Genomic DNA, 24,743 nt, shown 5'->3' with positions numbered 1-24,743 from the left:
GTCCTTCTCTCGATCAGATGGGTGGGCGTTGTTGCTCAGGTGATTGCAGTCCACACTGCACCCGAAGCGCCCAGCAGGCAGGCAGCGACCATAGGCCAGATGGGTGCCTCGATCTCATTGCCCTGCCGACGGTTCCTGCCCGCCGCGACAAGGCCGAAGATGAAGAACACGAACAGGACCAGGCCCGCGCCCCACAGGATCCAGCCGATGACAGTGGTCATACCCTCCATGCCGGGTGGCTGCGTCGGGGTGAACGTCTGCGCCGAGAGCGATCCTTCATGGACCGGAGTGAGCGCATTGATGGTGGTCAGGGTGTGTGCTGCCAGAGTGTTTCCGAACATGGAAGTTCCCTTTCTCAGTGCCCGGAGCGGGCGATCTTTTCGATTTTCCGGAGCACGCTTTTCAGCCGTGTCCCGGAAGCTTGTGGGGTGACGCCAACCTCGCGCCACGAGGGTTCATACGGTGCCGTCATGGCCACCGGGAACATCCGCGCAACCCCGCGCGCGAAGTCCAGGGTCGGCTTCGTCAGCCGGTTTTTGGGCCGGTCATGGACGATCACGAGGCCGACCAGTTCATACGGCAGCTGCCCGGACGCGGACTTACGGGCCAACTGCTGCGCGGCCTCGAGCGAGGACGCACTGGTCGAGCAGACCAGCAGTGCCCGACCTGCGTAGGTCGGACGCCGCTCGGACTCATCGACGATGTTTTCCGAGCACAGGCCCGCGAGGGTGCTGGTGCCGACGCCACCGGAGGCGCCGACCAACCACAGGGTCGCGCTGGTCACCGCTACGGGCGCCGCTGGTTCCTCTTCCTCGACAGGCTCGGCGGCGAGGGTCTGCTGAATGTTCCGCGGGCCCCGCAGTGACTCGCGCTGCCCGAGGATCGGGTCATCGTCGATCGGGTCTTCCTGCGGTGCCACCTCCGGCTCGTTGACGAACGGATTGCGCTGCGAGGTCACGGTCACAGGCCCTCCGCGATCTGCGCGGCTGCCCGGAGCCAGGCGCGGCGGGTCTGCGGGAGCATCGAGGAGAACCGGATCCTGCCCTCGATCAGCGACGGATCGTAGGGCACCGTGACGACCGACTTCACGAACGGGCGGAAGGACTCAGCGAGCTCGTTCAGCTTCGCCGGACCGTGGGATGGGGTGCAGCCCAGGACGATCACCACGGCGCGGTCCGCCAGTGACTGCGCGTGCTCGTTACCTGCCCGCAGGGCACTCAGGACCCGGGACGCGCCTTCGGCGGCGTCGTCGACGGACTTGACCGGGATGACGACCTGGTCGGAGTGCCCGATCATCGCCTCCCAGTTGTCCCCGCGTTCGGTGTTGCCCGAGTCCATGAGGATCAGCCGGTAATACTTTGCGGCCACCGAGTAGAGGCGGTGGACCTCGTCGCCGGTGACTTCGTGCCGCTTCTTCGCGCCCGACCGATCATCGGAGCGGAGTACGTCGTACTGGTCCGAGGGCTGGTGGTGGACGTAGGACGCCAGATCCCCTGCCCGGGCGCCGGCGGTCATGAAGTAGTCGGTCTGCTCGAGGAGGTCGACGACCGTCGCCTCGTGGCCGGCGTCGAAGGTCCGCCAGCCGAGCGAGCCGAGCGAGTTGTTGTTGTCCCACGCCAGGACACCGGAGCCGCCGAGGCGGGCGAACACAGCGGACAGGCAGATCACCGTCGGCGTCTTGCCTGCTCCGCCCTTGGGGTTCAGGACCGTGATTGTGCGCGGTCCGGCCCAGTGCTGCCAGACGGTCTTTTCGTCCCGGCGCTGCTCCAGCTCCGCGGGCGAGGCCGCGAGCTCCAACCCGAACTGATTGAGCAAACCACGGACACCGACCTGCGCCGGCGAGTCAGCGTCCGGCCGGTCGACGAACGACGGCATCGCCGTCCTGCGGGTCGGCAACGGCTCCACGGTTGGCTCGATTACCCGTGAGGCCGTCTCTGCCGATGCGGTTGTCTCGGGGATCACCGGAGTCTCAACCGAAACGGGAGTGGGAGCGGCAACGGGTGCTGCTTCCACCGTGGCCTCCGGCACGGTCGGTGCTTCTGGCGTCACCGGGGACACCACCGGCTCGGCTGCTTCGGCGGGCTGGACTGCCGCGTCTTCCGTCGGTTCAGTATCGGTGTCCTGCTCGGTGACGGCGCCGTCGGTCTGAATGAGGATCGTGCGTGAGCCGGATGGGTCCTCGATGTGCAGTTCGGTGGCGGTGCTCGTCTCGGCCGCGAGGTCGGTCGCGGTGCTCATGACGGAGCGGCGGGCGTCCATGACCGAGGGGTAGGGGGCGGTGGTTTTCTCGCCTCCTAGGTTAAGCTCGAGGGTGCCGGCCGGGTCGATGACAGCGGTCATTCTCATCAGGGGTTCTCCTTCGGGGAAACAGTCGAGGTGGGGCTCGGAGTAGAAGTCGGGGTGGGTGTTGCTGTGGGTCGGGGTGCGACCTGCGTGAGCGCATACAGCAGGCCGTCGGGGGATCCTCCGGCCCGGGTGATCGCCTTGCCGTTGTCGGTGATGACGTCTGGTATCGCCGCGCGCGCTGCGTCGGTCGTGGTTTCGGTGACGCCCTGCGCGTTGATCCGCAGCTGCTCGGTGTTGGTGGTGACCCAGGCGTAACCGGCGGCGAGCTTTCCGGCTCCGGGCAGGCGGTGGGCCTGCTTCTGGTCGACGTCGACCAGAAGGGTGCCGGCCATCAGCAGGCCGTTATCTCGGTCCACCTGGATACCGGAGGTGGCGACGTCGGTTCCTTCGACGTCGACGATGCCGACCTGCGTCGCCTCCGTCGCATCGGTCGCGTTCCCTAGGGAGTAGAAGCCAATCGTTGTTTGGTCGCCGTTCTTCCACGCCGCGACCACCGTCCCGTTCACGGATCCGAGGACCGTCACCAGCTCCGCCCCGACAGACGGTGCAGGCAACCTCGCCGGGGCTGGGAGGGCTGCCGAGTCCTGCGTGACCCGCCAAATCCGTCCGGAGCGCGAGTCGGCTGCCACTAGGTCATCACCGAGGGCTTCGATGGGTTCCGCGGCCGCCGGGACCACCCGCGCCGCCGTACTGCCGTCGGCTCCGACGATCAGGGTCCGCTTGTTCGGCAGATCCACCCGAGGCGCCGTACCACCGTCTAGGACGATCGTTCCGTCCTTGGGGACGTCGATGCGGATCGGGTCCGCTCCGTCGCCGAACAGGACCAGCTCGCGGGCGGCTGCCGCCGCGACCCGGGATTGCCCGTCGAGGGTGAACAGGGCCAGTTGAGCGACCGTGAACGGTGCGGTGCGCGTCCACCGTTCCACCCCCGTCCGAGGGTCATGGCCGATCAGCTTCGAGCCGTCCACGCTCACCGGCTGCCCCGAGGGATCCAGGATCGCCCGAACGGTCGAGCCGCTCATCGGCGTCGTCCAGTCACCGTAGGTGTCCCACCCGGCAGGAGCCGGAACCGGTAGCTGCGCGGGAGGCGGTGTGTAGACCGTCGCGACCGGCTCGGCCGTGTTGTCCTGCAGCGTGTAGAAGGCACTGAAACCCACCGTGACCGCCAGGACGCCCGCGCTCCCCCACAGCACAGCCTTCCGGCGTGCAGGAGTACGACGGCGTGCAGCCTTCGACCCAGTACGGGCTGAACCCGAACCGCGGCCAGCACCGGTGCCGCCGGTAGTGCCGGTGGTGGTGTCTTCCCGTTCCTCGAGGGTGCCCAGCTCGGCGTCGACGACCATTTCGTAGACCTCGCCGTCCTCGGTGAGTCCCTGCACCCGGCACGCGGTCAAGCCCAGACGGCGGCATGCTTCCGCTGCCGCATCGGCCGCGACGTCGGCTGCAGATGCCTCGTCGAGCACCGGATAGGTCAGGACGTCACCGTTGGCGTCCGCGACGATTTCACCCCCGCCGATGGTGAGGCGGATGATCGGCCAGGAATGAACTACCGGAGTCACTTGCCCTCCCCCGTCCTCAAGCCGGGCATCGCGGCGGTCATGTCGCGGGTTTGGTGCCCGACGACGTCCCACCGACTGTCGGTCTTCTCGAGGTACACGGTCACCTGCCGGTGACCACCGGCCTCCAGTGGCCTCTCATCACGGGCGACCCAGCGCCATGTCACGTCGAGGACCCGAATCGCCTTGTCCGGGGCGACGTCCTGTGCGGCGTCACCGATCGCGGGAACTGCCCGGGGGACGCTGTAGGCGCCGTGCTCGGCTGGTTCCAACCATTCGCCGTTGCTCGCGTTGCGCTCAGGCTCGACCTGGTTCGCCGCCCACTCCTCGCTCATCAGCGGAATAGCGCGCACCGCGGCCGCCGTCTCGGTGCGGTCCACCGTCGTGTCCCACGAATGCAGCATGAGAGCTGCGACCCGGGCGGTCGAGTCGACGTCGGAACGGTCGGCATCCTCTGGGGAGGCGAACGTGTTGCCGCCCAGGATCTCCTCGGCAGGGGTCGAGGTGTAGGAGCCTTCGTAGACTTCCGCGGGAGTCGAAATCGGGGCTGCGTCCTCCGATGCCGGCGCGGCGATGGCGCAGCTGGTCAGGGCGATCATCGAGACCGCGAGAGCGGTGGCCCGGTACGGGTAGGTGTGTGAGCGACGGGTCATCGTACCCACGCTCCTTTCTCTTTCAGGATCGGCTCCGGGTCGAGGTTCCAGCCCTGGTACGGGTAGACGACCTCCGGCGCTTCCGGCTTGTAAATCTCGAAGTGCAGGTGCGTGGCGACCAGCCCGAGGCCGGCCTTGTTGCCCTCGGTGCCGACGACGTCGCCGCGCTTCAACCTGTCCCCCACGGCCACGCTGTAGGCGTTCAGGTGGCAGAACGCGAACCCGAAATCGGGGTCGTCGCCGTCCTCCTTGGCGATCACGCACCCGTCCTTGTCGTTGAAACCGGTGATCTGCAAGTCGGTCGGTGCGATGACCGGTCCGCCGTTGCCGGTGCCGGCGCCCGGGGTCGAGAGGTCAACCCCAACGTGGTCCTGTGCCCAGGCGGGCAGGTTCGGTATGTTTCGGTGGCCGTAGCCGGAGGTGAAGACGCCGCCCGGGAGCGGGTTGGTCCATTCGCCGTCGCCGAGGTCGCCGTCCCACGCGACCGTGCCCGCCGGAGCCGTGCAGTCGGCGGAAAACTCGCCCTGCCCGGAGGAAAGGATCTTCTCGACGTACTGCTGTGTCTCCGTGAACGCCGGGATGCCCTTGGCCGTCTGCACAGCACCTGGGCCAGCGTTGTAGGCGGCGAGGGTCAGTCGCACCAGCAGGTCGGCATCGTCACCGGCCAGCGGCTGCACCTGATCTTTCAAAGCGGACATGTAGCGGCCGTAGGCAGGGATGGCGTCGTCGGCTGAGAACGGATCCCCGCCCTCCCCGTACATGGCCCAGGTGCCGGGCATGAACTGGGCGACACCCTGAGCCCCTGCAGGGCTCCGTGCGCCCTCGTTCCAGCCCGATTCCTGCTTGAGCTGCGCCGCCACCACACTCATTGGCAGGCCCGCTGTCTTCGCGGCGGCGTCAACCAGGTCGCCCCAGCCGTTCGGGATCGCCGGCGTCGAGGTGACGTTACCGACGGTTCCGCCGACTGCCGAGACGACGCACGCAGCGGGCTTCTCCTCTTTCTGCGTGAGGATTGCAGCTCCCGCGATGCCCACGACGGGCAGGCCAGCCAGCAGAGGTGCAAGGATCACCAGGGCCAGTAGCGGTGACGCTCCACGCTTCTCGTCTTCGTCCACGGCTACCTCCCCCGGGTGTGATGGGCACAGACTGGTTAGGGCTTGCCCGGTAAAATTTGAGACGGTAAGGATGACGGATGACACCAATTCCTTATTTCTTAGAATAGCTTAGCTTTTGACATCCTCGCTACCTGTGCGTGTCGTGCCCATCTAGTGCTCTCTTGAAGGAGGTGCCGTGGCTGTTTCTGGTTCTGACTTCAAGCAATGGCTCGAACGTCGCGGCATCACCACATCAGCGAGCGAGCTGGGTCGCCTGACCGGACTGCATCGCGTCACCGTGGGCAACCAGATGCGGCGCGGCAACGTCCCCGAGTCGACCGTGGTCGGGGTGGCTCGAGGCGTCGGTATGGATCCCATTGCGGCATTGGCGGATTTCAAGGACTACGAAGACCTCGACAGCAGGCCGCGCACACCAACGGCCGCGGAGGTGCTCAGCCAGGTCCACCACGCCGACCTCATGGTGGAGCTGCAGCACCGCTTCCACGAAGACCTGTTCCTCCGGAACGACAAGGTCAAAATCGGCTTCCCCCACGACGGTTCCCATCGCGCGTGGATCGACGCCATCGACACCGGCGACGTCCGGCACGACGTGGCCGAGAAGACGGGAACGGCGATCACCTATCTGTTCAACCAGCTCTCGGAGAACAAGCTCACCCCCATCCAGGCGGTCACTGCTGCACGGGTCAGCGGGACGTCGATGGTTGCGGGGCTTGTCGTCGTCGGACTCATCACCATGGAAGAGGGCGACTGGCCCGAGGACATCCGGGAAACGGCCCTGATGGTGATGAAGAACGAGGACCTGGTCGAACTCATCCAACAACGACTGAACCTCCTCCAGCGCCGCCTGCGGCAGCGCAAGGAAGCCCTCGAATACGCGGAGAAACTTACGGACCTGATCGGATGAACGACAGCATCTACGTCATTTCAGTCAGCTTCATGCTGATCTTCCTTGGTGGCTTGACGTTCCACCGCATGACCTCCAAGCGCACACCCGAAGGGGCGCGGGCACTGCTGCGACCCAGTGGCCGGCTGGCTTTCATGGGAGTGCTGCTGACCGCCGCCTACGTCTTCTCCCTGCCGGGTGTCTATCAGGTGCTGGAGGCCATCGTACCTATCTCCAACGGCACCGACTTCATCGCCAAATGCTGCGCTATGACCGCTGTGGCGGTGCTCGGCGTGCACCTCGCCGTCGCCTACGGCTCAGAGACGGCTACCACCTGGATCGTTGGAAAGCGCGGCCTCCTGGTGGGCGTAATCGCGGCCTCAGGGGTGCTCTTCACGCTCCTCGTGGCAGATACCCCCGAGGCGTCACCCCGCTTGGAGATGTACCAAGAGCAGCGCGCGGTGGAACTGAACGAGTGGATTGTCCTCGCCTACACCGCCTACGTACTGGCGCCCCTCCTGCTGCCGGTATTCCGCGACAGCCGCAGGAACCCTCTGCGCTTCGGCCGACTGGCCTCGAGGTTGATCTTCGTTGGCTTTATCCTCTCGATCGGACGCGCCCTGGCCTACCCGCTGGAACTACGGGCGGGGGCTGAAGCGTTCTACATTTTCGAGCTGGTCACGCACGTATCGACGGCCTGCGTCGTACTCGGACTGTGGGCTTTCGCCTTCGCCAGGTCACGCCAGCTGGCACGCAAGACCTTCGACACCGGTCTGTCGATCAAGTGAGGAGTGGAACGTGAGTCAGACACCACCAGAGGCCAAGATGGCTGTAGAGCGGATCCTGACCAAGGCGAACCCGGAAAACGAGGCCGCCTACGCTGTCATCTTCCGTGCCGTGAAAATCTGTATCGAGGCCGGCATGAACCGCCGGCAGACTGCCCGGTACCTCGGCGTCTCCGCCCGCCGCATCGACAAGCACGGCCAATACTTCCGCACCGCCACGTCAGTCAGGACCATGTTCGGAGAAGCCTTCCGATCCACCTCGATCGACGTCCCAGCAGAAGACGCCAAGGCGAAGCTTATCCAGTGGGCGTGGAAGAGCTAGCCGGGCACTAATTGCTGTGGATTGAAGGACTGTGCCATATTGGTACAGTCCTTCAATCGTTAGGGAGCCAGATGCAGCCGACCGGCAGGCAGGGGGACGTGTCGCGCGACACCCCCACCCACACCTCGTCCCTCAGTGCGACACGCCGACACACCTTCCGAAAACTTGTTCCCAGCGCGGTTCGTTGGCCTCCGCGGATGTCCTTCAGATGTCTAACGAAAAACGATAGCGGGCATCCTCAGCATGGTGAGGAAGAAACGGTTGAAATGGAACCGTTGTGGATCGCGGGCAGTTGGGGTCATGTTCGGCCTCATTCGGGCCTCAAAAAGCCCGGAAACAATGGGGACATTAGGTGCATTTCGCCCACAGGTCGGCAGGCGTGGCCCGTGCGCCTAGCTCGAACGATGCTTCGGAGCGCCCTCCGATCAGCTCACGCGCACATCGTTTTACAAAACGATGTGCCAGCTTCCCGGCAATCGTTCCCCAGCGCTGGTAGTTTTTCACTAGCCGCAACTGGGCGACCGGCGACGAGCTCGGAGCCTAGGAGCAGCTAGAGACAGATTGATCCTCGTGCTACCGAGTCAGCATTGGCCGGCAATCGGAGCGCACATGAGCAAAGGACCGATTGGGAATGGCTGAATCTACTCCACGCAAGATCGGTCGCCGGTTCAAAGGCGACCGTCGATTCGTCGGTGGAAAGATCCCTGCCCGCATGGCGGACCAAGTACATCAGGCCGCCGAGCTCGAAGGACTCACGATCACGGAGATGATCGAGTCTGCCCTTGCCATGCGTCTCCAGCACGTGGATCTCACTAAGAGGGACAACCAGGAGGTCCTGCCGATCAACATGGCCTCTTAAGCATAAGAAGGCCCGCATAAGGCGGGCCTTCCAATGACAGATGTTGCTCATCACCCGGATGCTTGCCGGCGAGGGTGAAGAGCCGTTACAGGGTCCTTGCGGATCCTGCCCTTTGAACAAACCCCAGTGAAGGGTCCCTTCGCTATTCCTTTGAGAGGAACAGGTTCATCGTACAACAGCGCCTTGCTGCGCTGCCAGAAATCATGCACCCCGGCGTGCCGCGTGTCGCGGCTGTTTCTGACGACCCCGCCGTGGTGTGGGCAGCCCTCGCACCCCTCCTTGCTGGTCAACCCCGCGTCCGCATTTCCCCGGACGCCGGTAAGAGCTACCCCCAGCGCTTTGAGCGCGAGCTGACCGACGGCCTGCCGTCGAAGCCGGCCGCCGTTCGCATCATCGGCAAGGACGGCACCTGCCGCGCTATCTTCCTCGACTTCGACTCTTCCGTGGACGGCACCGACCGGGTGGACGCCGACGTCTACCTCGTTACGGCCTGGCTCCACGACATGGGCGCCCGCTGGATCGCCGACTACTCCCCCAACGGCGGCCGCCACATCTACATCCCCCTGCAGGAACGCGTACCCTTCCACGAGGCCCGTGAGGTCGTCGAAGCCCTCGGCACGCGGCACCGCAGCCTGGACAAGTCCCCGCACCAGAACCTCCAGCACGGCTGCATGCGCACGCCCGGCAGCGCCCACAAGCGCGGCGGACACCAGATGCTCGACATGAGCCTGACGATGGCCTACGACATCGCCCGCCGGCCGAACTCCAAGTCCGTCTGGGCCCGGCTAGTCGCAGACCTCGCGCCCGAGATCGCCGCAGTACGCGCGCTCCGCCTCGAGCAGGAGTACGAGGCATCGACCGACGTGGACGATCAGGACGCGGTTACGCCGGTTCGCGGCATGTCCCGTACAACCCTGGCGATCGCCACCCACGGGATCTTCGACACCGCCCGCTACGACTCTCCCTCGGAAGCTCGTCAGGCCGTCCTCGTCGCGGCTGCAGCGGCAGGTCTCGGGCTGCTGGACGTCGAACGGCGCATGAAGCAGGGCATCTGGCCCGGGCTGGCCCAGTTCTTCTCCCGCTACCGCAGCCACCACCGCTTCAAGGCACTCGAGCGCGACTGGCGGAAGGCTAAGGCGTTTCTCGCCGCTCAGGCCAGCGGAAAGAACAATGCCCGTATTTCCCCCACAAGCCAGCCACATACACAGCCGGCAGGGCTTACTGCTTCTTTCGCACGCGGCTCCGACTCTGAGCACCGATTCATCCGAACTTGGCGTAATGCACTGGTTCTGGCTGAGGTTCGGTACAGGGACAGCAGGGACGGTATGGCGAAGAGGATGCTGCTGAGGGCCCTAGGGGCTGCAGCACACATGACGGGTAGCAGGTACATCGAGTTCGGAACGCGGTCGCTGGCAGTCGCCACAGGGATCGACCACACCACTGTCGCAGCCCACCTCAAGGCCCTCCGGAGCGAAGCCGACCCGTTGATCACGATGATCGAGTCAGGACGCGGTACCCACGGCGATCTCTACACCCTCGCTGTCCCGCAGCTTCTGCAGGAGGCAGCTTCCGAGATCTCCTGGCGCAAGGGCAAGATCCATGCCCTCAGGCCTGCTTTTCGGGAGCTCGGGATCCCCGCAGCGCTGCTGTACGAGGCCCTTGAGCAGTCCATCACTCCCCTATCGACGACCGAATTGCTCGATTCCACTGGCCTCGGTCGTACTGCCGCGTCGACGGCCCTTGAGGTGCTGGCAGCCTGGAACCTCATCGTTCGCTCCCCCACCCGGTCTTGGGCCCTTGTGCCAGGCACCAGCCTCGCCCTGCTCGCCGAGTACTTCTGTGTCCCGGAGGCCGTCGAACGTCAGCTCACCCGCTACCGGGCCGAACGCGCCGCCTGGAGGGCCTGGCTCGCCGGCAACACCGCCAGCGCGCAGCAGCAGCTCCTCTCCCCCGGTGACGACTATCCTTGGCACCTGTTTGAGCCGCTCGACGATGAGGTGACGCTTGCGTTTTTCGCCTTCCGATAGGAGCACCTTGGACGAAATGGAACCGTTTCGTTCAATAGGTAAATTTCTTCCCACCGCTCCCCCACCGCGATCAGCCGCGCCGTCATGCCCCGTAGGAGCTAATGGAACCGTTTCGTCATGCGACCCTTTTTCTTCCCGCGACCACTTCTAGCCCTGTCGTACAGGATTTGCAGACACAGTCTTCAAGCAGGATGAAATGGAACCGTTTCGTATGGTGAATCCGTTTCTTCCTGCCATCCGGTGATGACATCCCCTCCGCTGGCTGGACTAATCGCCAGCGGAAGGGTGAGCTCGGCACCGCATTACACACTCGGGCCCGATGGCCGGTATGCCGGCATCCCACTCCGGAGCGAGGCCCGTCCCCCGTTCCGTCCTGGCGGCCGACGGATCCGCCTCCAGCTGTAGCTGACGGAAATGTGACCAATAGGAACGTTTCTGCCAGCGGAGAATTGGTCCCATTATGTACAGGACCCCTGCCGCGTAATGGAACCTTTTCTACCCATGGGGCTCGGTAGAAAAGGTTCCATTTTCTTCCTAGCGATGCCAGCGCTGCGGCGCATCGCGAGGCGCTCTGGCGTGTGCCGGCGGAGGGAGCTGGAAGAAAAGGGGCTATTTCTGCTCACCCACATCGGGTGACCGCTCGCCTGGTGGTTCTCCGACGAGTTCTTTCCATGGTGGGAGGTTAATTATGGAAGAAAAGAGATCATTTCTTCCAACGTCGGGGCTGAAGCGTCGGCGGCCAGTATGGAAGAAGTGGAACCACTAGCTGCGCGCTGTGTGCAGCTCGCAGCGATCGGGTTTGCCACCTAGAGAGCGTGGTCAGGAGGTGCAGGGTACGGCAGGGCGTTAAAGCCGGTCAGGATGCTAGGCGGTGTGACTGAACCTAATGGTTCCATTTCTGCAGTTGCCATGGCTACGCCCGCTGGAAGAGACTGATCCATTTGTATCGAGGGGCGCCTTATGGTGAGTTCGAGCTGTCAGTACCCAGTGCCGAGCGCACTCCCAACCTACGCGGGCAGGAAGGGGTCCATTTCTGCCGATGGCCTAGGGGGCTTGAGAACTCAGCGAGTGGCGGCATTGGTTCCATTTCTGCCAGGCTCCTGCACTGTTGGCCTTGGCAAAAATGGAACCATTTCTTCTCGACGTTCCGCCCATCGGATTGGAATAAATGGAATCATTTCTTCACTCGGTAAATGGTCCCATTGCTTCCGGAGTCCCCATTGGGCGAAAAGGTGCCAAGGTACCCATTGGTTACATTTCTTCCCCGGCGTGGCTTGCCGCCGTCGGCCCCACCACGCCGCTAGTCTGATCGGAAGAACTTCGGCCATGCCGGCACCGAGGATTCCAAGGCCCTCCTTTGGCCTCCCTGCGGCGTGGCCTCCACTGCAGTCAACGGAAGGTACGCCATGACGGCGAGAATCATTGCGGTCTGTAACCAGAAGGGTGGCGTCGGCAAGACGACCCTGGTCACGGGCCTCGCGGAGGCGTTCTCCGACAAGCTGGGCAAGCGTGTGCTGGTGATCGATGCGGATCCGCAGCGCAACACGACCTCGGCGCTCGGCATTACCGGTCCCGAGTTCACGCTCAACGACGTTCTGTACGGCGACCCGGACAACAACCAGAAAATCACCCCCGGTGCGGCCGAGGACGCCATCGTCCCCGCCGGGTCGGCCTGGCTGCCGAAGGAACCGGCAGGGGAGGGGGCGCCCACGATCGACGTCATCCCCTCGGAGCGGAACCTTGCATCGCGCGAGCGAGACGCCATGATGGCGCGCGAGCACCGCCTGAGGATCTCCCTGAAGGGGGTCGCCGACAGCTACGACGTCGTCCTCATCGACTGCCCGCCGTCGCTGGGCCTGTTGACCGTCAACGCACTCACCGCGGCGACCCACGCCCTGCTCGTCACCGAGCCCCGGGTGTCCTCCGTCGAGGGCCTCTCCGAGATCGTCACGACGATCTCCGAGGTGCAGGAAAACCTCAACGAGAACATCGACCTGGTCGGCGTCGTGATCAACAAGGAGCGGAAGGGCCGCATGGACCAGACGCATTGGATCAACAAGGTCCGTGACGACTTTGGTGAGCTCGTGCTGGACCCGCTGTTGCCCGATCGCGAGCTCTTCGCGAAGGCGCAGGCCGCGTGCCTGCCACTTCGGTCCTTCGGGTCGGTGGCCAACGTCCTCGTGGCCGACCTCGAGCAGCTCGCACTCCAGATTTGGAAGGGAAGCGGGGAATGAGCACGGCTCCCGCAGCGGGCAGGGGAGGGGCTGCCAACCCGCTGGCCCAGCTGAAGAGCAAGAAGGGTCTGAGGAAGGCTCCTGAGTCCAGCGTCGTCAAAGACATGGGCGCCGAAGTGGCCGCGGTCGACGAGACGCCGGAACCGCCCGTGCTTGCCGCTGCGCCCCCGGTGCTGGAATCGGTTGCCGCTCAACCCGAAGCCCCGGTAGTTCTCGCGCCGGCGGTCACGGCCCCCGCCGAGCCTGCCGTCGCAGTGGAGGCTCCGTCAGCCCTTGATGGGCCCGCTCGGCCCTCCTCGAAGACGGCGACGGTAGAGAAAAAGAAAATGGGCGTGTGGATCCCGGCAGAGGTCGTTGAGCGCGTCAGGAATGCGTACGGCCCCACCAGTCGGCTCGAGGGACACCGATCGCTTTCCGACCTTGCTGCGCGCGCCCTCGAAGCCGAGGTGGCACGCCTGGAGGAGAAGTACAACGACGGCCAGCCGTTCCCGCCCGACGAGATCGGCATCCCGCGCGGACGACCGCTGCGGTAGGAGTCCCGGCCTAGCGAAGCCATGGTAGGGTCGTTCCCGCCAGGCTCCTCCGTCCGCTTCTACAACGTCCGCGCCGGCTCAGGCTCCGCCTTAATAGAGAGATTTCTGCCGAGCTCGGCTCGCGGCTTAATTCGCTTGGAGCTGTATGCGAAGCCTGCAATCGCTGCGAGCAGGAATGAGCCTACCTGTAGGACAAAACACCAATCCGTGAGTTCGTCGCCGAACAGGAGCGGGCTGACCAGGGCGAGGCAGCAGCGTAGAGAGTGACGCCGGCGGGGAAGTAGCGGGTGTAGTAGATCCGCAGCGCTTCACCCAGTTCAAGATCGGCTTAGCCAAGGGCTTAGCGTCCGGCTTTCGCCCACCGCTTGTTAGCATCCCCCGTCACATCATCCAGTCCCGCACTATCCCCTTGCCAGCTGATCGACCGCGATCTGTGACTTCTAGTGGGCTTGGTTGTAGGCGTCGATGATTGATTGGGTGATCCGTCCGCGGGAGCTGGGGTTGTAGCCGTTGTCCTGCGCCCACTGGCGGATCTGCTGGGTGTCCTCACGCTTGGACCGGCTTGTCGAGGAGGGCGTGGGGGCTTTCTGTGTGCCCTGGCCCCTGCGCCCGGTTTTGGCTTTGCGGGCGTTGTCCACGTACTCGGACAGGGTTGAGCGCAGCTTTTCTGCGTTCTCCGTTGTCAGGTCGATCTCGTAGTCGGTGCCGTCGATCCCGAACCGGATCGTTTCCTGTGCGACGTCACCATTGAGGTCGTCCACCAATTGCACCTGTACGCGCTGCGCCATTTCCACTCCTGAGTTATTCGACATGAATCAATGATCCCCAGCCTTCCACCCTATCGTGTCGAAAAATGTGGTCCGCGCCAGCAGAATGTCCCGGTTTCATTCACTGGAGCGGTTGTTCTTCTTTTTGCCGCGATCGCGTTCTGCTTGTTGCTGTGATTGCTGTGGTTGTTGCTATTGGGTACGGGTGTGACCGAATTGAGCCATACCCAGCCCTCACGCTGGATCTGGATGAGAGGCTCCAGGAAGCGGATCTTCACCGCGGTCCTGGTGTAGGCGATCGCGTGGGCCTGGATCCGGATGGCTTTGGACGGGTAGCGGATCCACGCGTACACCCGGCGTGGTTCCGGGAAGTCGGTGGGCGGGGTGTTCTCGAGGTCGAGTTCGGCCGCGGTGAGCATGATCAGCTCCTCGCGCATGACGAAATCCTCAATCCGTTCGTCCATCAGCCTCGCGTAGTGGATCGGTATGGCGCGGGATTTGTGGGTGGCGAATTCGCCGTGGTTTCTGAAGTCTGCTGTTGTGAAGGTCGCGCGTGGTGTGGTTCAGGAGGGGTGTTCGCCGGTGGTGTTGGTGACGATGGTGTCGGCGAGGTCGCGGAGTTTGAGGCCCCGCGTGATGGCTGTCTGTCGGAGGATGGTGATGGCTTGGTCCCGAGTGCAGGTGTTTTGGGCCATGAGGACTCCCGCCGCGGTGTCGATCGTGCGGCGGCTTTCCATGGCGGCTTGGAGGTCGGTTCCGGTCTCGGCGAGGTCCGCGACGGTGAGTGCGAGTTTGAGGGGATCCGACGCGTGGGTGGCGAATGTTCGAGCCAGGGTTTGTGCAGCGTCGTTGAAGGCCTGGGGTTCTGTTGAGTACAGGTTTAGGGCGCTGTAGGAGGTTGTGGGGAGGAGGATCGGGACGGCCAGGACGGAGTGGACACCGTGGTCTTCCATGGCCGCGCGGTATTTCGAGGATTCGGGGAGGTCCTCGATGTCACCGACGTAGATTTCGCGTTCTTCCTGCGCGGCGGTGAGGCAGGGTCCGTCGTTGAACTCGTATTGGACTTCGTCCATGCCGCGCGCCCGGTCACTGCTGCTGGCGACGGTGGTCGCTTTCCTGGCTTGGATGAGGGTTAATCCGCAGAACACTTCCTGCTCGTGTGAGCTCAGGACGTCGACTGCGGTGCTGGTGAGGGAATCGAGGTACGCCAGGAGGTCCTGGCTCGCGGCGACCGAGGCGTGCAGCCGGTGGCGCAGAGCTTCATTACGAGCACCTGTGGTGTCGCTGTCATGGGGGGTGGGTGGGGTGAATGGATCGTTCATCGTGGGTCCCTTGGGGGTCACGGGCTCCGCCAAAGGATGCGGACCTGGCCTGCGTGGGCACCATCAGAAAGAACTCTTTCGTGCACTGCCCTCTGCTGAACAGTCCATTCAGGCTACGCGAGGCCCGCGAACCGGGGGTGAACTGGTGGTGTTCGTGCTTCCCCTTGTCAGGGACGGCCGGTTGTGTCGGGGTTTTGGCTCAAATCAGGTGATTGTGAGTGCGGCTGGTTCAACAGGCGTCGGTCAGCGGTAACTGGGCTGACTGCTCATATGTTGTTGCCAGCCGGCGGCGGTGGTGAGGCTGACGCCGAGGATGCGCGCTGCAACTGCGGGTGGGATCTGGGTGATGATGCCCGCGGTGGCTGCCTGGTGGGCGGTGACGGGGGAAACGCCATACGTTCGCAGGTGCGCCGCGAGACTGGAGGGCAGCTGGTGCTCGCCGTGTTGGTAGCCGGGATATATCCAGGTGGTGTGGTGAATCGAGCCGCCGAAGCGACGTTTTGTTGGAACTCCGGCCAGGAGCGCTGTGATCCACGGAGTAGTGGCTGCTGGTAGCTCGAGCCGCACGGTTCCGAGGTGCACCCCGGCAGTTCCTTTGTTGACGCTGAGGTCCTCCAAACGAAGTGCGGCAATGCGGTGAATACGGAATCCGTAGACGATGGTCAGGACGATCGCCAGCCGCGTCCTGGGGTTCAGGGTGTCGTCGCTGAGGGCGCGTTGGAGGGCTTGCTCGTTGTTCGCTCCGATGTTTCCGCCAAGGTTGAAGCCGGTGGCACCGCCGAAGCGTGGCGGTATCAGGGGCCCGCTGGTGCCGGATCTGGCACTCCAGCGTAGGAAGCGGCGGACCCGGAATGCTTCACTCGGTGTTCGGAGCACCCACTGGTCGACCAGATCTTGGTTTGCGGTAGCCACGGTTTGGTTGGAGGCGTTGAGGTACGTGATGAGGTCAAGGATGAGGCGGAGTTCGCGCTTGTCATTGGCTGCGGTGGTGTTTGTCAGGGGACCTGGTCGGGTGCGGCGTTGCTGGCGCCAGCGAACGAACTGGCGCAGGGCGAGCTGATCGGAGGAATGCGGGAGGGCAGCGATCTGAGTGGCGGTCCAGGTTTGGAGCCTGTGGGCGTATTCATCGCGTGCGGGAAGGACCGCGTGGTCAACGAGTAGGGAGCGTACCTGCAAGACCGCGCGCGGTGTTCCCAGCTCGTCGAGGTCCTCGTGGGTGAGAGTGTCCGGGGATGCCAATGCGGCCTCGAGAATGGTCCAGGCGGCTTTGCCCTTAATGAGCCGCAGTACGTAGTGCGGGTCCGCTGCCAGCAGATGACGGTGAAGGTCCGCCAATGCAGCCTGCCGCGATGAGTGTGACGACTGGCGTGCCGGCCCAGACGTGAGCCCAGAGGTGAGCTTGGGTGGGAAGAGTGCGTTGATGGCGTCGGTTGCCCTGCACCGCTTACACAGCCTGTTGATGTTCAGGTGGTCGACCGTGGTGCACCGGTGGCACTGCCGTCGAGTCACGGGCGAGTTCCGCCAGCAATAGTCGCAGTACCGGTTGCTGGAAATGATTCCTGCCGTCCGGCCGGGATGTCCGCAGGTCGTCGTGGATTGCGTCGTTTCGCCGACGCGAAGACTGGTGGAGGGCTTAGTCACTGATCTGGGCTCGGTACGGGCGTAGGCCGCGGGCACGGATAACGGCGGAGGCCGAGTCGGCCCGGTCGCTTTCATCCGTTCCATTGCGCTGATCCGCGCGTCCGAGGGAGACCTTGCTGATCAGGTCGTCCGCAGTGCATCCGAGGATGTCCATCAGGGCAACCAGGACGTGTAGGTTCAACCGTTCCGGGCGTTCGGCGACGAGCCGATAGACCTGACTGGCTGACAGGTGAATGCCTCGTTTTTCCAATAAGGGCAGGAGTTTGGTGGTGCTGAACAGGCCCGCTGCTGCCATCTGCTCGCGCAGCCGCCACTCATAGCCGATGATGTCCGTCATCTCGTCCTCATTCCTGATCAATCTGCTCGCACGCTCACGGGTACTGGCAGGGGTGCTGGTTATTGCTGATCGGTGGATCATGTCAGGCCCGCCAGCGGCGGGATCTTCGCCAGCGCCTCGCGCAGGATCCGGTTCGCGAAGTCCTCGGAGACGTGCGTGTAGATCCCGGTCGTGGACTGGTAGGCGTGCCCGAGCTGGCGTTGGACAAAAAGAGGGTCGTGGCCGTCCTCGATGAGATGCGTCGCATAGCTGTGGCGCAGACAGTGCGGTGATAGGGAGGAATCCAGTCCGAGATCGTCCCGGTAGAGGGCGAATCTGTCGCTGAGGGAACGGACCCCGAGCCGACGGGACCGTTCCGAAAACCACAGGGCGTTGGTGGTGCCGGAGCGCATCAGGGGCAGGACGTTGTCCAGGTAGTCCTTCAAAACACCGACCGCCCAGGGCATGACTGTTGCGACCGTCCTGGGTTTCGGCGGGGATCCCCTCGAGGCTTTCCCGTACCGGACCCGTAGGAAGCCCATGTCTCCGAATGAAGGGACTTTCGGGTTGCGGTACAGGTCCGTAACGTCGAGCATCATTGCCTCATTGGCACGTAATCCCCAGGCGTAGACGACCTTCAGTAGGGTTGCGTCCCGGTAAGCGGCTGCGGCCCCCTTCCGTCCGGCGGATAGCCGTGTCTGCACTTCGTCGTCGGCACGGTCGAACAGCTGCTGCAGCTCACCCCTGGTCAAGGGCCGTCGGCGCGGGTTGGCTTCGTGGTCCTGCAGATGCGGGCGGGTGTTCCAGTCGTGACAGATCTGGACAGGATGGGTGCCGAACCGTTCCTCACACTGCGTCGCCCACCCGTAATGGGGGGAGGTGATGAAGTCGCAAAACTGCCTGATCACGACCTGATAGGTGCGAAGGGTTGAGGGCATCATGTGACGGACCGAGACCAGGTCCATCATCCACTCGTCGAACCCCGCGGCCGTCCACTCCCATGGGCCGGACCCGGCATGGCCCCGGAACTGACGCAGCACATGCACGCGGTTCTCCACCGTCGCCTTCTGCAGTCGCCGGCCACCGAGCTGCTGGGCGCACCACCCCTGGATCATCGCCTCGAACACCGAGCTCTCCTCATCGAGGAACGCGACACCCTCCACAAGATGGATCGACGCCGTACCCGCCGGAGCCTGTCGATCCACCCTTTTGCCCTCCGTCTAACGCTTGTATCCTGCATTAGACGCGAAGATCGGATGGATGGTCAACCCTTGCAAGGGGTGCAAGCGGCCGGCAGGTGGATCTCATCGCCCTTCAAGGACACAGAAGTCGCATCTGACGCAATTCCTCGTGCTTTTTCGCGTATCTCTTGTTCTGACCCATGGCCCTGCGATTCGCCCCGCCACCTGCTCTTCACACCGTATGAAGCGGACCTTGTCGGGCGTTGTCTGGGTGATCCGTAGTCGTCAGTAGCTGTTAGTAGCCGTCAATGGTGGTGACGCGGCGCAGCCGCCAGTCCTCCCACCGGGCATCGGCGTTCATGTCGAACTCCAGGACTGGTGACGCCGGCCCGGTCTGGGCCCGGAACCGCCAGAACCGGGTCGTCACAACACTGCCCAGACTGCCCCGGATGCTTCGCCCGTCCACGCTGCCGAGGCCGCCTAGGTTGCCACGGTTGCTGTGGGTGTTGTCGGTGGCTGGGGGAGTGGTATCACGTTCCTGCCAGGTGTCGGAGCTGGACCAGGCGAGGGGTTCGCCGATGACCTGCCCGATACTGCCTCGCCAGCGCAGCGCCAGGGGTGTCCCGGAGGGCAGGAACCGGACGGCCGCCGGCTCGTCCAGGACATGCCACGCACCTGCCCGTTTGCCCTCGCGTGCAGTGTCCTGGGTTGCTTGTTGGGCTGGTTCTGTGGGTGGTGTGGTGTCCACTGGTTGCGCTGTCATCGGCTGCTTCTCCTTACCCCTGGTGGTTCTTGTGCAGCTTTAAAATAGAACACAGGTTCGATTATTTAGGAAGCCGGGCAAGCGGACGAGGGTGGGGGCTGCGGGTCATCCACCTGTGGGCGGGTGGAGCCCGAAGGAATGAGCTCAAAGCCGTCCACCTGTTGGTGGGCTGCCCGCGACGCACGTCGCGGACGGTGGTTACTCTCAACACCATGCACCGCACACCGCCCGGGTCCGACGAAGGAGGGGCACGTCCGGTTCGGCGTGATCCCTCCTGAAGGCCGGACGCCGTGCAACGCTGGCTGGGGGATGGTCTGGGGTTGGGGGGAGTAGCGGTGGCCTACGGGGTGAGCGAGACACGTCATGCGTTTTGATGACCTGGTCCTGGCCGAGGATGAGTACCCGCCGGGGGCGTGTGAGAACCGGCAGGAATGGCTGCTGATGTACACCCGCGGGGTACCGCCGGCGGTGATCGCCGCATGGTGCAGGGTCGACGTCCGCCGCGTGCACCGGGCCATCGACCGGCAGGTTGGCCGGGATCCGGGGTGGTTCGGCCGGTGCTGGGTGCTCCACGACCAACCCGCGCCCAGCAGCAGCCGGCGCCGCTTCCGGAGGAGCCGGGAGCAGGTCTGGTGGGAGCACTACGCCCACATCAGCGCCTACGTGGACAGGGTGGGTGGGGTGCCGGCGCAGAACGACAGCGCGGAGGCCCGGGTGCTGTACCGGTGGTTGGAAAACCAACGCCGGAACCACGACGCCGGCCGGCTCGCCCAGGACAAGATTGATGCCCTGAACAGGCTGGGGGAGTGGGGCGGTGTCCGCAAGGGCAACCCGGAGGAGTTGTGGGCGCGGCGCCTCGAGCAGGTACGGCGCTTCCGGGACGAGGCCGGCCGGTTTCCTATCTATGATCCGCAGCGCCGCCCGGACGAGAAGATCCTCGCGGTCTGGCTGGGCCGCCAACGCACGTGGCAGCGGAAGGGCCGGCTCCGCGCTGACCGACAGGAAAACCTGAACCGGGTGATGCCCGGCTGGCATGCGCCCGCCATGAGCCGGCAGCAAAGCCCTGCTACCGGGAATGCTGTCCCCTAGTCACCCCACTCTCCCCGCCTCCCTGGAAAGCCTCATCATGGGCACCGCGCACTCAAGATGCGCAAGCCAGACCGGTGACGGACGGAGGACGAAGCTAGGTGTGGTTCCCAGGCTGATGTCCTGGCGGCCGGGTCTGCGCAGGACAAGCAGCACAGCGTGGACAAACCTGGTACCGCGCACAGGGGTCCAAAAGTCGCGTAAATGTGTTTCTCGCCAGGGCCAGATCATTCAGAAGTGCGAGACCATGGACTCCAGGTAGGAGTGAGGGCCCCGGCGGGCTGCCTGAAGGGGACGAAGACGCCGGCATCCGGGACCTTCCCTGCAGTTCCACGCCCGGGTGGGTGATTTCCCACCGGTTCGACGGTCGAGGAGGGGATCCTATGAGGAGACCGCCCTATGCGGGACCGGATGACCCCAGTGGATTCGACGGCCTCACACCGGACGAGGCCTCGAAGCGGCTTCACTCCTACCGGCTTCTTGGAGACTGTTTCGAGCTCTCCAGCGATGACGATCTGGTCCGCCGTGGGTGGCTCATCGAGGACTGGAAGGCCCTGCTGGAAAACCGGCAGGAGCAGTCCGTGCGCGCCGAGCGGGAATTGACAGCCGCAGCGCAGCTGGCCCGCGACCAGGGCGCCAGCTGGCACGATATCGCACGAATCCTTCGGCTCCCTGTGCAGGAAGCGCGTGCACGCTTCGATTGGCCCCACGGAGGCTACTAACGGCCTCCTCGCCAGCGCCGGATTCGATGTTGTTTCCACTGCGGAACCCGCCAGAAGGTAGCTCGATGGCCTAGGTAGCGGCGGTATAGAAGTGGGTGTGAAGCTATGCCACAGGTTCTGGCAAGGAGGAAAGCAGCCGGCGTTCAGTGTGCCTAGGTGTGGCACGGCACACCGGCTGCTTCTATCCGGAAAGTTATCTGCCGCCTCTGCCATGCAGAAACTAGGGCCGGTACGCATAATCATCGTCCGGCCTGGTACTCGGCACTGGGGCGGACGGGCAGCAGGAACTAGCCCGCGCACATCATTTGCTGCCCGCTGCCCGCTGCCCGCTGCCCGCTGCGCAGCTGTGCAGCTGCGGAGCTGTGCAGCTGCGGATGCCGGAGGGCTGGCAGGACATATCCAGAGGTACAAATGAGGCGAGCTAGATGGATGGCGCGGCGACATCAAGCCGCCACCACCGCCAGAAGCGTTCGAGGAAGAATAGAGGAAAGCCCCGGCGGACTGCGTGAATGGGGGAAAACACGTAGGCGACCAGGGCCTTCACCGATAGTTGTACTCGGTGAGAGCGCTCCCCAGCTAGCTACGGGGTGGAGAGGATTGCCTGATGATGATTCCGGCGCTGGCACAGTGCTGTATCTGCCGCGCGACCACGAAGCTGATCGACGAGGGCCAGCCCTTACCCAAGGGGTGGCTGTACCGGACGATCACCGTCGACGTCGGCCGCTACTACTGCCCCGACCACGCCCACAAGGCGTGACGGCGCGGATGAGTCCAGGACCGTCTGGGCACAATAAGTGCAGCCTGAGCCGATGGTGCTGATCCGCACCAGCTAACCGGGTACAAGAACAGTCGCTGTCCTGAGTCCTGGCTCCTAGTCGTGAGGCGGGGCGGCAGGACACGTGCGTTGCACAGCGTTCCTGCCGCCCCCGAGCGCCTTCTGCCCACTGCTAGACAGATGGAGCTGCTACTTCCAGTAAATCCATTGGGCTTCGTTGTGGGCTACGGGGAAACCTCACGTCATGAAGATCCTCGAACGTGCTAAAGCAGGCAGCGTGCGAACGTGGCCGTCAAACGAGCGAAAGCTCTGCGAGGCTCAAGCATCCTCAGTCGTGTGCTGAACCATTTTCGTGCCAGCGAGGGCAGGTCTAAGCCCAGGCCCTTCGAAACTCATGGTGAGCTGCTGAACGCTCGAATTTCGTCTCGCCCTCCGAAGTGGCCGCCGAGCCTCTAGGTCAGCTGATGCGTGCGGTCGGTGGTTCAGGCGTGGATGGAGGCATGCCCGGGCGGATAGAAGTTCAGGCTCATCTCCCACGCGGATTGGGTAAGAATGGCCTGGTCCCTAGTCGGTAAGGGGATGAGTCCGTGCAGGTACGCGTCGATCTCGCCCGCGTCTCTACCACCACCAAGGCTGGCGTAGTACTTCCAGAGGCTGTGAGCGTCGACGCCGATTTCGCTGGTTGCCTCGAGGATAACGACGCGCTGCTCCTCGGCGGAGGTTCGTTCCCGCGTCATGCGTGCTCACTCCTTTGATGCGACCGGTTCATGGTCATCCACGGTAGGCGCAACCGCCCCGGTGCCGCAGAGCTTGAGCCGCGGAGGAAGGTCCTTGCAAATGGTCAAGCGGAACCTGATCTGTTCACAATCGGGCATCAGGGCCGGCGCAGCACCCTTGAACGACATGGTGTCCGTCAGCGCGCTGTCGAGGAGGGGGGCCGTGCCGGTGCATCCTGCTGTGAGCTGAGGTGTAGGCCGGTGCAGGTGGCCAACACGTCCTTCAGGGCGCGACGAACCCACACCACCGCTTCGCTGTTCGCATGAGCCTCAGCATCCGCTGATGGCCGCCCGGCGAGGTCAGCCACGACGTCATTTATGGCACCAATGAACTCCTCGACCTTCCGCAATTGATCTCGCGTGTTCTTTGGTTCGACCGGGCCCTCACTGCATGCCGGCAACGCGCCATTTATCCCCGTGTCAGGCAGGGACGCCGGTCCGCCATGGTGACGCGTTTCGTTATCAGTCATGGAAGGTACTTTCGCTCACTAACAGTTAGCAACTGCCCGAGCATGAGGTTGGATCACTCTGCAACGGGTCGGAGGTGTCGGTAGAACCTCGAACCTACCCAATAGCATGAAGATCACCACGCGGTGGCCCCGGACGACCATACCCACGAGGAATCAAGATCCTCGGCATAACGCGCGATCGTGCAGCCCAACTGCATGCTTCTACCCTTGGTTGCTTCAACCGGAAGGGTGACGGAGCCGGGCACCGGACCGTCCATCGCTGAGCCAGCCCAAAAGACTCATTTGGGCGCCAAGCCCTTGTGCCACGGCAAGTTTCCGGGATTTGTACAGTGCAGCAAAGCCGGCTGCGGTGCGGGACGTGATATCGCTCGTCCGGCCTGGTGGGAGAGCCAGTGTCTACCGGAGCCTCCTGGCGACAGGGCTCAGCGTAGGTTGGCGAGTCTCTGATTGGTTCGTGACGCTCCTGCCCTTGGTTGCAGAATTGTGGTGAAATGTCGATCAGCTGTGTCGGCAACAGATGAGCGACGAGGTAGTGCACGAGAGCCTAAGGTTGGTCGATAGCCGCAACCTGGTATGTGCTGAGGCGGGGTACAGGCAAGAAGTTAGTGGAGGATCGAACGTGCTGGATGAGTATGTTCAGCAGTGGAGTGCGATTCAGACAGTGCGGGCCGCCGGTCTGAGGTCCGAGGACGTGTTCGTGGCGTACCTCGGCTTCACAGGTGATGCCGACGAGCTCGAGGTTGCGGGATACCTGTCCGGCCTGGTGATGCTCCCGGTAGCGCAGCGGGACCTGCTCGCCCAGGCCATCAACGAACTGCTCGACAGTACCGGCTCCACGGCCGATGGTGCGCACTACAGCGATCAGGACGTCGCTTCGCTCTCCGGCTACAGCGACTATCTGCGCGACCTGGCCCTTTCCCCCGACGGCTACGACTTCACCGCCCCGCCGGCAGGAGACCACAGCACCACCGGCACCAGCATCGGCACCAGCACGGAGATGACCGCCCCCGAATCCAGTGATGCCGGTAATGCTAGTGCTGCCGAGGCGGGAGCAGGGGATGATGCGGGCCTGGATGGTTTCGCCTTAGATAGGGCCGAGGTGGATGAGGCCGAGTTCCGGCGCGTCCACGCGTTGTATGAGTCGGGATTGCTCGAGACCGGTGCGGAGGAGCGCTTCGACAGGATCACCCGGCAGGCTCGGGACCACTTCAGCGTCAGTTCGGCTTCCATCGCCTTGATCACGGAGGACGCGCAGGTCATCAAGTCCGTCGTCGGGCCTATCGGCCAGGACCTTCCGCGGGCTGTGGCGTTGTGTGCGAAGACCATCGAAAGGGAGCGCACTCTCGTCATTCCCGATGCCACCACCGACCCGCAGTGGCGGGATCATCCCCTCGTCAGTGGCGGGCCCCGGATCCGCTTCTATGCCGGCCACCCCATCAGCACAGTCGATGGCTGGCGTATCGGAACCCTCTGCCTGATTGACGACCGGCCGAGGACCTTCACTGAGGACGATGCGCGAGTCCTGAGGATCCTCGCCGCGCAAGTGCAACTCGAGATGTGGGTCTAGCGGAACCAATACGACCGGAACCAACACGACCGGAACCAACACGA

25 protein-coding genes are annotated in these 24,743 nt (G+C 64.0%); 11 read left to right on the top strand and 14 right to left on the bottom strand.

The genetic code is table 11. From position 1 onward, the window contains the following. Positions 1-35: 35 nt before the first annotated feature. Genes ACX80U_RS11940 through ACX80U_RS11915 form a run of 6 tightly spaced genes read right to left on the bottom strand, consistent with a single transcriptional unit; the run spans position 36 to position 5,670 of the window. Positions 36-341, bottom strand: coding sequence for a hypothetical protein (locus ACX80U_RS11940; RefSeq protein WP_459268585.1), 306 nt, complete (start codon positions 339-341; stop codon positions 36-38). Positions 342-355: 14 nt separating this feature from the next. Then, positions 356-964 (bottom strand): DUF6668 family protein, encoded by a 609-nt coding sequence (locus ACX80U_RS11935; RefSeq protein ID WP_459268584.1) that lies wholly within the window; start codon positions 962-964, stop codon positions 356-358. Next, positions 961-2,346: a MinD/ParA family ATP-binding protein gene (locus ACX80U_RS11930; protein ID WP_459268583.1), complete on the bottom strand. Its 1,386-nt coding sequence runs from the start codon at positions 2,344-2,346 to the stop codon at positions 961-963. The genes ACX80U_RS11935 and ACX80U_RS11930 overlap by 4 nt, the downstream gene beginning before the upstream one ends. Further along, on the bottom strand, positions 2,346-3,905 hold the full coding sequence (locus ACX80U_RS11925; RefSeq protein WP_459268582.1) for a hypothetical protein: 1,560 nt from the start codon (positions 3,903-3,905) through the stop codon (positions 2,346-2,348). Before ACX80U_RS11925 ends, ACX80U_RS11930 begins: the two co-directional genes overlap by 1 nt. Continuing rightward, positions 3,902-4,555: a hypothetical protein gene (locus tag ACX80U_RS11920; RefSeq protein ID WP_459268581.1), complete on the bottom strand. Its 654-nt coding sequence runs from the start codon at positions 4,553-4,555 to the stop codon at positions 3,902-3,904. The genes ACX80U_RS11925 and ACX80U_RS11920 overlap by 4 nt, the downstream gene beginning before the upstream one ends. Further along, complete coding sequence (locus ACX80U_RS11915) at positions 4,552-5,670, bottom strand: transglycosylase SLT domain-containing protein (protein WP_459268580.1); 1,119 nt, start codon at positions 5,668-5,670, stop codon at positions 4,552-4,554. Before ACX80U_RS11915 ends, ACX80U_RS11920 begins: the two co-directional genes overlap by 4 nt. A 175-nt stretch (positions 5,671-5,845) precedes the next feature. Here ACX80U_RS11915 and ACX80U_RS11910 point away from each other — a divergent pair, with 175 nt between their 5' ends. The 7 genes from ACX80U_RS11910 to ACX80U_RS11880 all read left to right on the top strand — a co-directional run bounded on the left by ACX80U_RS11910 (position 5,846) and on the right by ACX80U_RS11880 (position 13,313). Then, the gene (locus ACX80U_RS11910; RefSeq protein ID WP_459268579.1) at positions 5,846-6,574 is read left to right on the top strand and encodes a hypothetical protein; all 729 of its coding nucleotides are present in this window, start codon (positions 5,846-5,848) and stop codon (positions 6,572-6,574) included. Continuing rightward, complete coding sequence (locus tag ACX80U_RS11905) at positions 6,571-7,341, top strand: hypothetical protein (protein WP_459268578.1); 771 nt, start codon at positions 6,571-6,573, stop codon at positions 7,339-7,341. The genes ACX80U_RS11910 and ACX80U_RS11905 overlap by 4 nt, the downstream gene beginning before the upstream one ends. A 10-nt stretch (positions 7,342-7,351) precedes the next feature. Beyond that, positions 7,352-7,660: a hypothetical protein gene (locus ACX80U_RS11900; protein ID WP_459268577.1), complete on the top strand. Its 309-nt coding sequence runs from the start codon at positions 7,352-7,354 to the stop codon at positions 7,658-7,660. A gap of 712 nt (positions 7,661-8,372) precedes the next feature. Beyond that, positions 8,373-8,519 carry a hypothetical protein gene (locus ACX80U_RS11895; protein ID WP_157940118.1) on the top strand — a complete coding sequence of 49 codons (147 nt, stop codon included), beginning with the start codon at positions 8,373-8,375 and terminating at the stop codon, positions 8,517-8,519. 203 nt (positions 8,520-8,722) lie between these two features. Next, a complete protein-coding gene (locus tag ACX80U_RS11890; protein ID WP_459268576.1) occupies positions 8,723-10,546 on the top strand; it encodes a MarR family transcriptional regulator in 1,824 nt (607 codons plus the stop codon). Positions 10,547-11,952: 1,406 nt separating this feature from the next. Further along, positions 11,953-12,780: a ParA family protein gene (locus ACX80U_RS11885; RefSeq protein ID WP_459268575.1), complete on the top strand. Its 828-nt coding sequence runs from the start codon at positions 11,953-11,955 to the stop codon at positions 12,778-12,780. After that, positions 12,777-13,313: a ParB family protein gene (locus ACX80U_RS11880; RefSeq protein WP_459268574.1), complete on the top strand. Its 537-nt coding sequence runs from the start codon at positions 12,777-12,779 to the stop codon at positions 13,311-13,313. The genes ACX80U_RS11885 and ACX80U_RS11880 overlap by 4 nt, the downstream gene beginning before the upstream one ends. Positions 13,314-13,753: 440 nt before the next feature. Here the strand turns inward: ACX80U_RS11880 and ACX80U_RS11875 are convergent, their stop codons facing one another. The 7 genes from ACX80U_RS11875 to ACX80U_RS11845 form a co-directional block, all read right to left on the bottom strand. Beyond that, entirely contained in the window at positions 13,754-14,101 is a 348-nt protein-coding gene (locus ACX80U_RS11875) for a histone-like nucleoid-structuring protein Lsr2 (RefSeq protein ID WP_459268573.1), read from the bottom strand. A gap of 50 nt (positions 14,102-14,151) precedes the next feature. After that, entirely contained in the window at positions 14,152-14,517 is a 366-nt protein-coding gene (locus ACX80U_RS11870) for a hypothetical protein (RefSeq protein WP_459268572.1), read from the bottom strand. A 126-nt stretch (positions 14,518-14,643) separates the two neighbouring features. After that, positions 14,644-15,402 (bottom strand): GAF and ANTAR domain-containing protein, encoded by a 759-nt coding sequence (locus ACX80U_RS11865; protein ID WP_459268571.1) that lies wholly within the window; start codon positions 15,400-15,402, stop codon positions 14,644-14,646. Between the two features lie 243 nt (positions 15,403-15,645). After that, entirely contained in the window at positions 15,646-16,737 is a 1,092-nt protein-coding gene (locus ACX80U_RS11860) for a hypothetical protein (protein ID WP_459268570.1), read from the bottom strand. A 298-nt stretch (positions 16,738-17,035) separates the two neighbouring features. Next, a complete protein-coding gene (locus ACX80U_RS11855) occupies positions 17,036-17,380 on the bottom strand; it encodes a helix-turn-helix domain-containing protein (protein ID WP_459268569.1) in 345 nt (114 codons plus the stop codon). A 77-nt stretch (positions 17,381-17,457) separates the two neighbouring features. Further along, positions 17,458-18,486, bottom strand: a complete 1,029-nt coding sequence (locus tag ACX80U_RS11850) for a tyrosine-type recombinase/integrase (RefSeq protein WP_459268568.1) — start codon at positions 18,484-18,486, stop codon at positions 17,458-17,460. A 349-nt stretch (positions 18,487-18,835) separates the two neighbouring features. Next, positions 18,836-19,303, bottom strand: a complete 468-nt coding sequence (locus ACX80U_RS11845) for a hypothetical protein (RefSeq protein WP_459268567.1) — start codon at positions 19,301-19,303, stop codon at positions 18,836-18,838. Between the two features lie 363 nt (positions 19,304-19,666). On the opposite strand from ACX80U_RS11845, the gene ACX80U_RS11840 reads away from it, so the two are divergent. The 3 genes from ACX80U_RS11840 (at position 19,667) to ACX80U_RS11830 (ending at position 21,868) form a co-directional block, all read left to right on the top strand. After that, positions 19,667-20,392: a helicase associated domain-containing protein gene (locus tag ACX80U_RS11840; protein ID WP_459268566.1), complete on the top strand. Its 726-nt coding sequence runs from the start codon at positions 19,667-19,669 to the stop codon at positions 20,390-20,392. A 380-nt stretch (positions 20,393-20,772) separates the two neighbouring features. Then, positions 20,773-21,111 (top strand): hypothetical protein, encoded by a 339-nt coding sequence (locus tag ACX80U_RS11835; RefSeq protein ID WP_459268565.1) that lies wholly within the window; start codon positions 20,773-20,775, stop codon positions 21,109-21,111. Positions 21,112-21,715: 604 nt separating this feature from the next. Beyond that, positions 21,716-21,868, top strand: coding sequence for a hypothetical protein (locus tag ACX80U_RS11830; RefSeq protein ID WP_459268564.1), 153 nt, complete (start codon positions 21,716-21,718; stop codon positions 21,866-21,868). Between the two features lie 500 nt (positions 21,869-22,368). Here the strand turns inward: ACX80U_RS11830 and ACX80U_RS11825 are convergent, their stop codons facing one another. Continuing rightward, positions 22,369-22,623: a hypothetical protein gene (locus ACX80U_RS11825; protein ID WP_459268563.1), complete on the bottom strand. Its 255-nt coding sequence runs from the start codon at positions 22,621-22,623 to the stop codon at positions 22,369-22,371. 1,026 nt (positions 22,624-23,649) lie between these two features. On the opposite strand from ACX80U_RS11825, the gene ACX80U_RS11820 reads away from it, so the two are divergent. Next, the gene (locus ACX80U_RS11820) at positions 23,650-24,699 is read left to right on the top strand and encodes a GAF domain-containing protein (RefSeq protein WP_459268562.1); all 1,050 of its coding nucleotides are present in this window, start codon (positions 23,650-23,652) and stop codon (positions 24,697-24,699) included. Positions 24,700-24,743 lie beyond the last annotated feature (44 nt).

The sequence above is a fragment of the Arthrobacter sp. TmT3-37 genome (genome assembly GCF_054510835.1).
The sequence above is the reverse complement of the archived record's forward strand: the minus strand, read 5'-3'. Positions and strand labels throughout refer to the sequence as shown.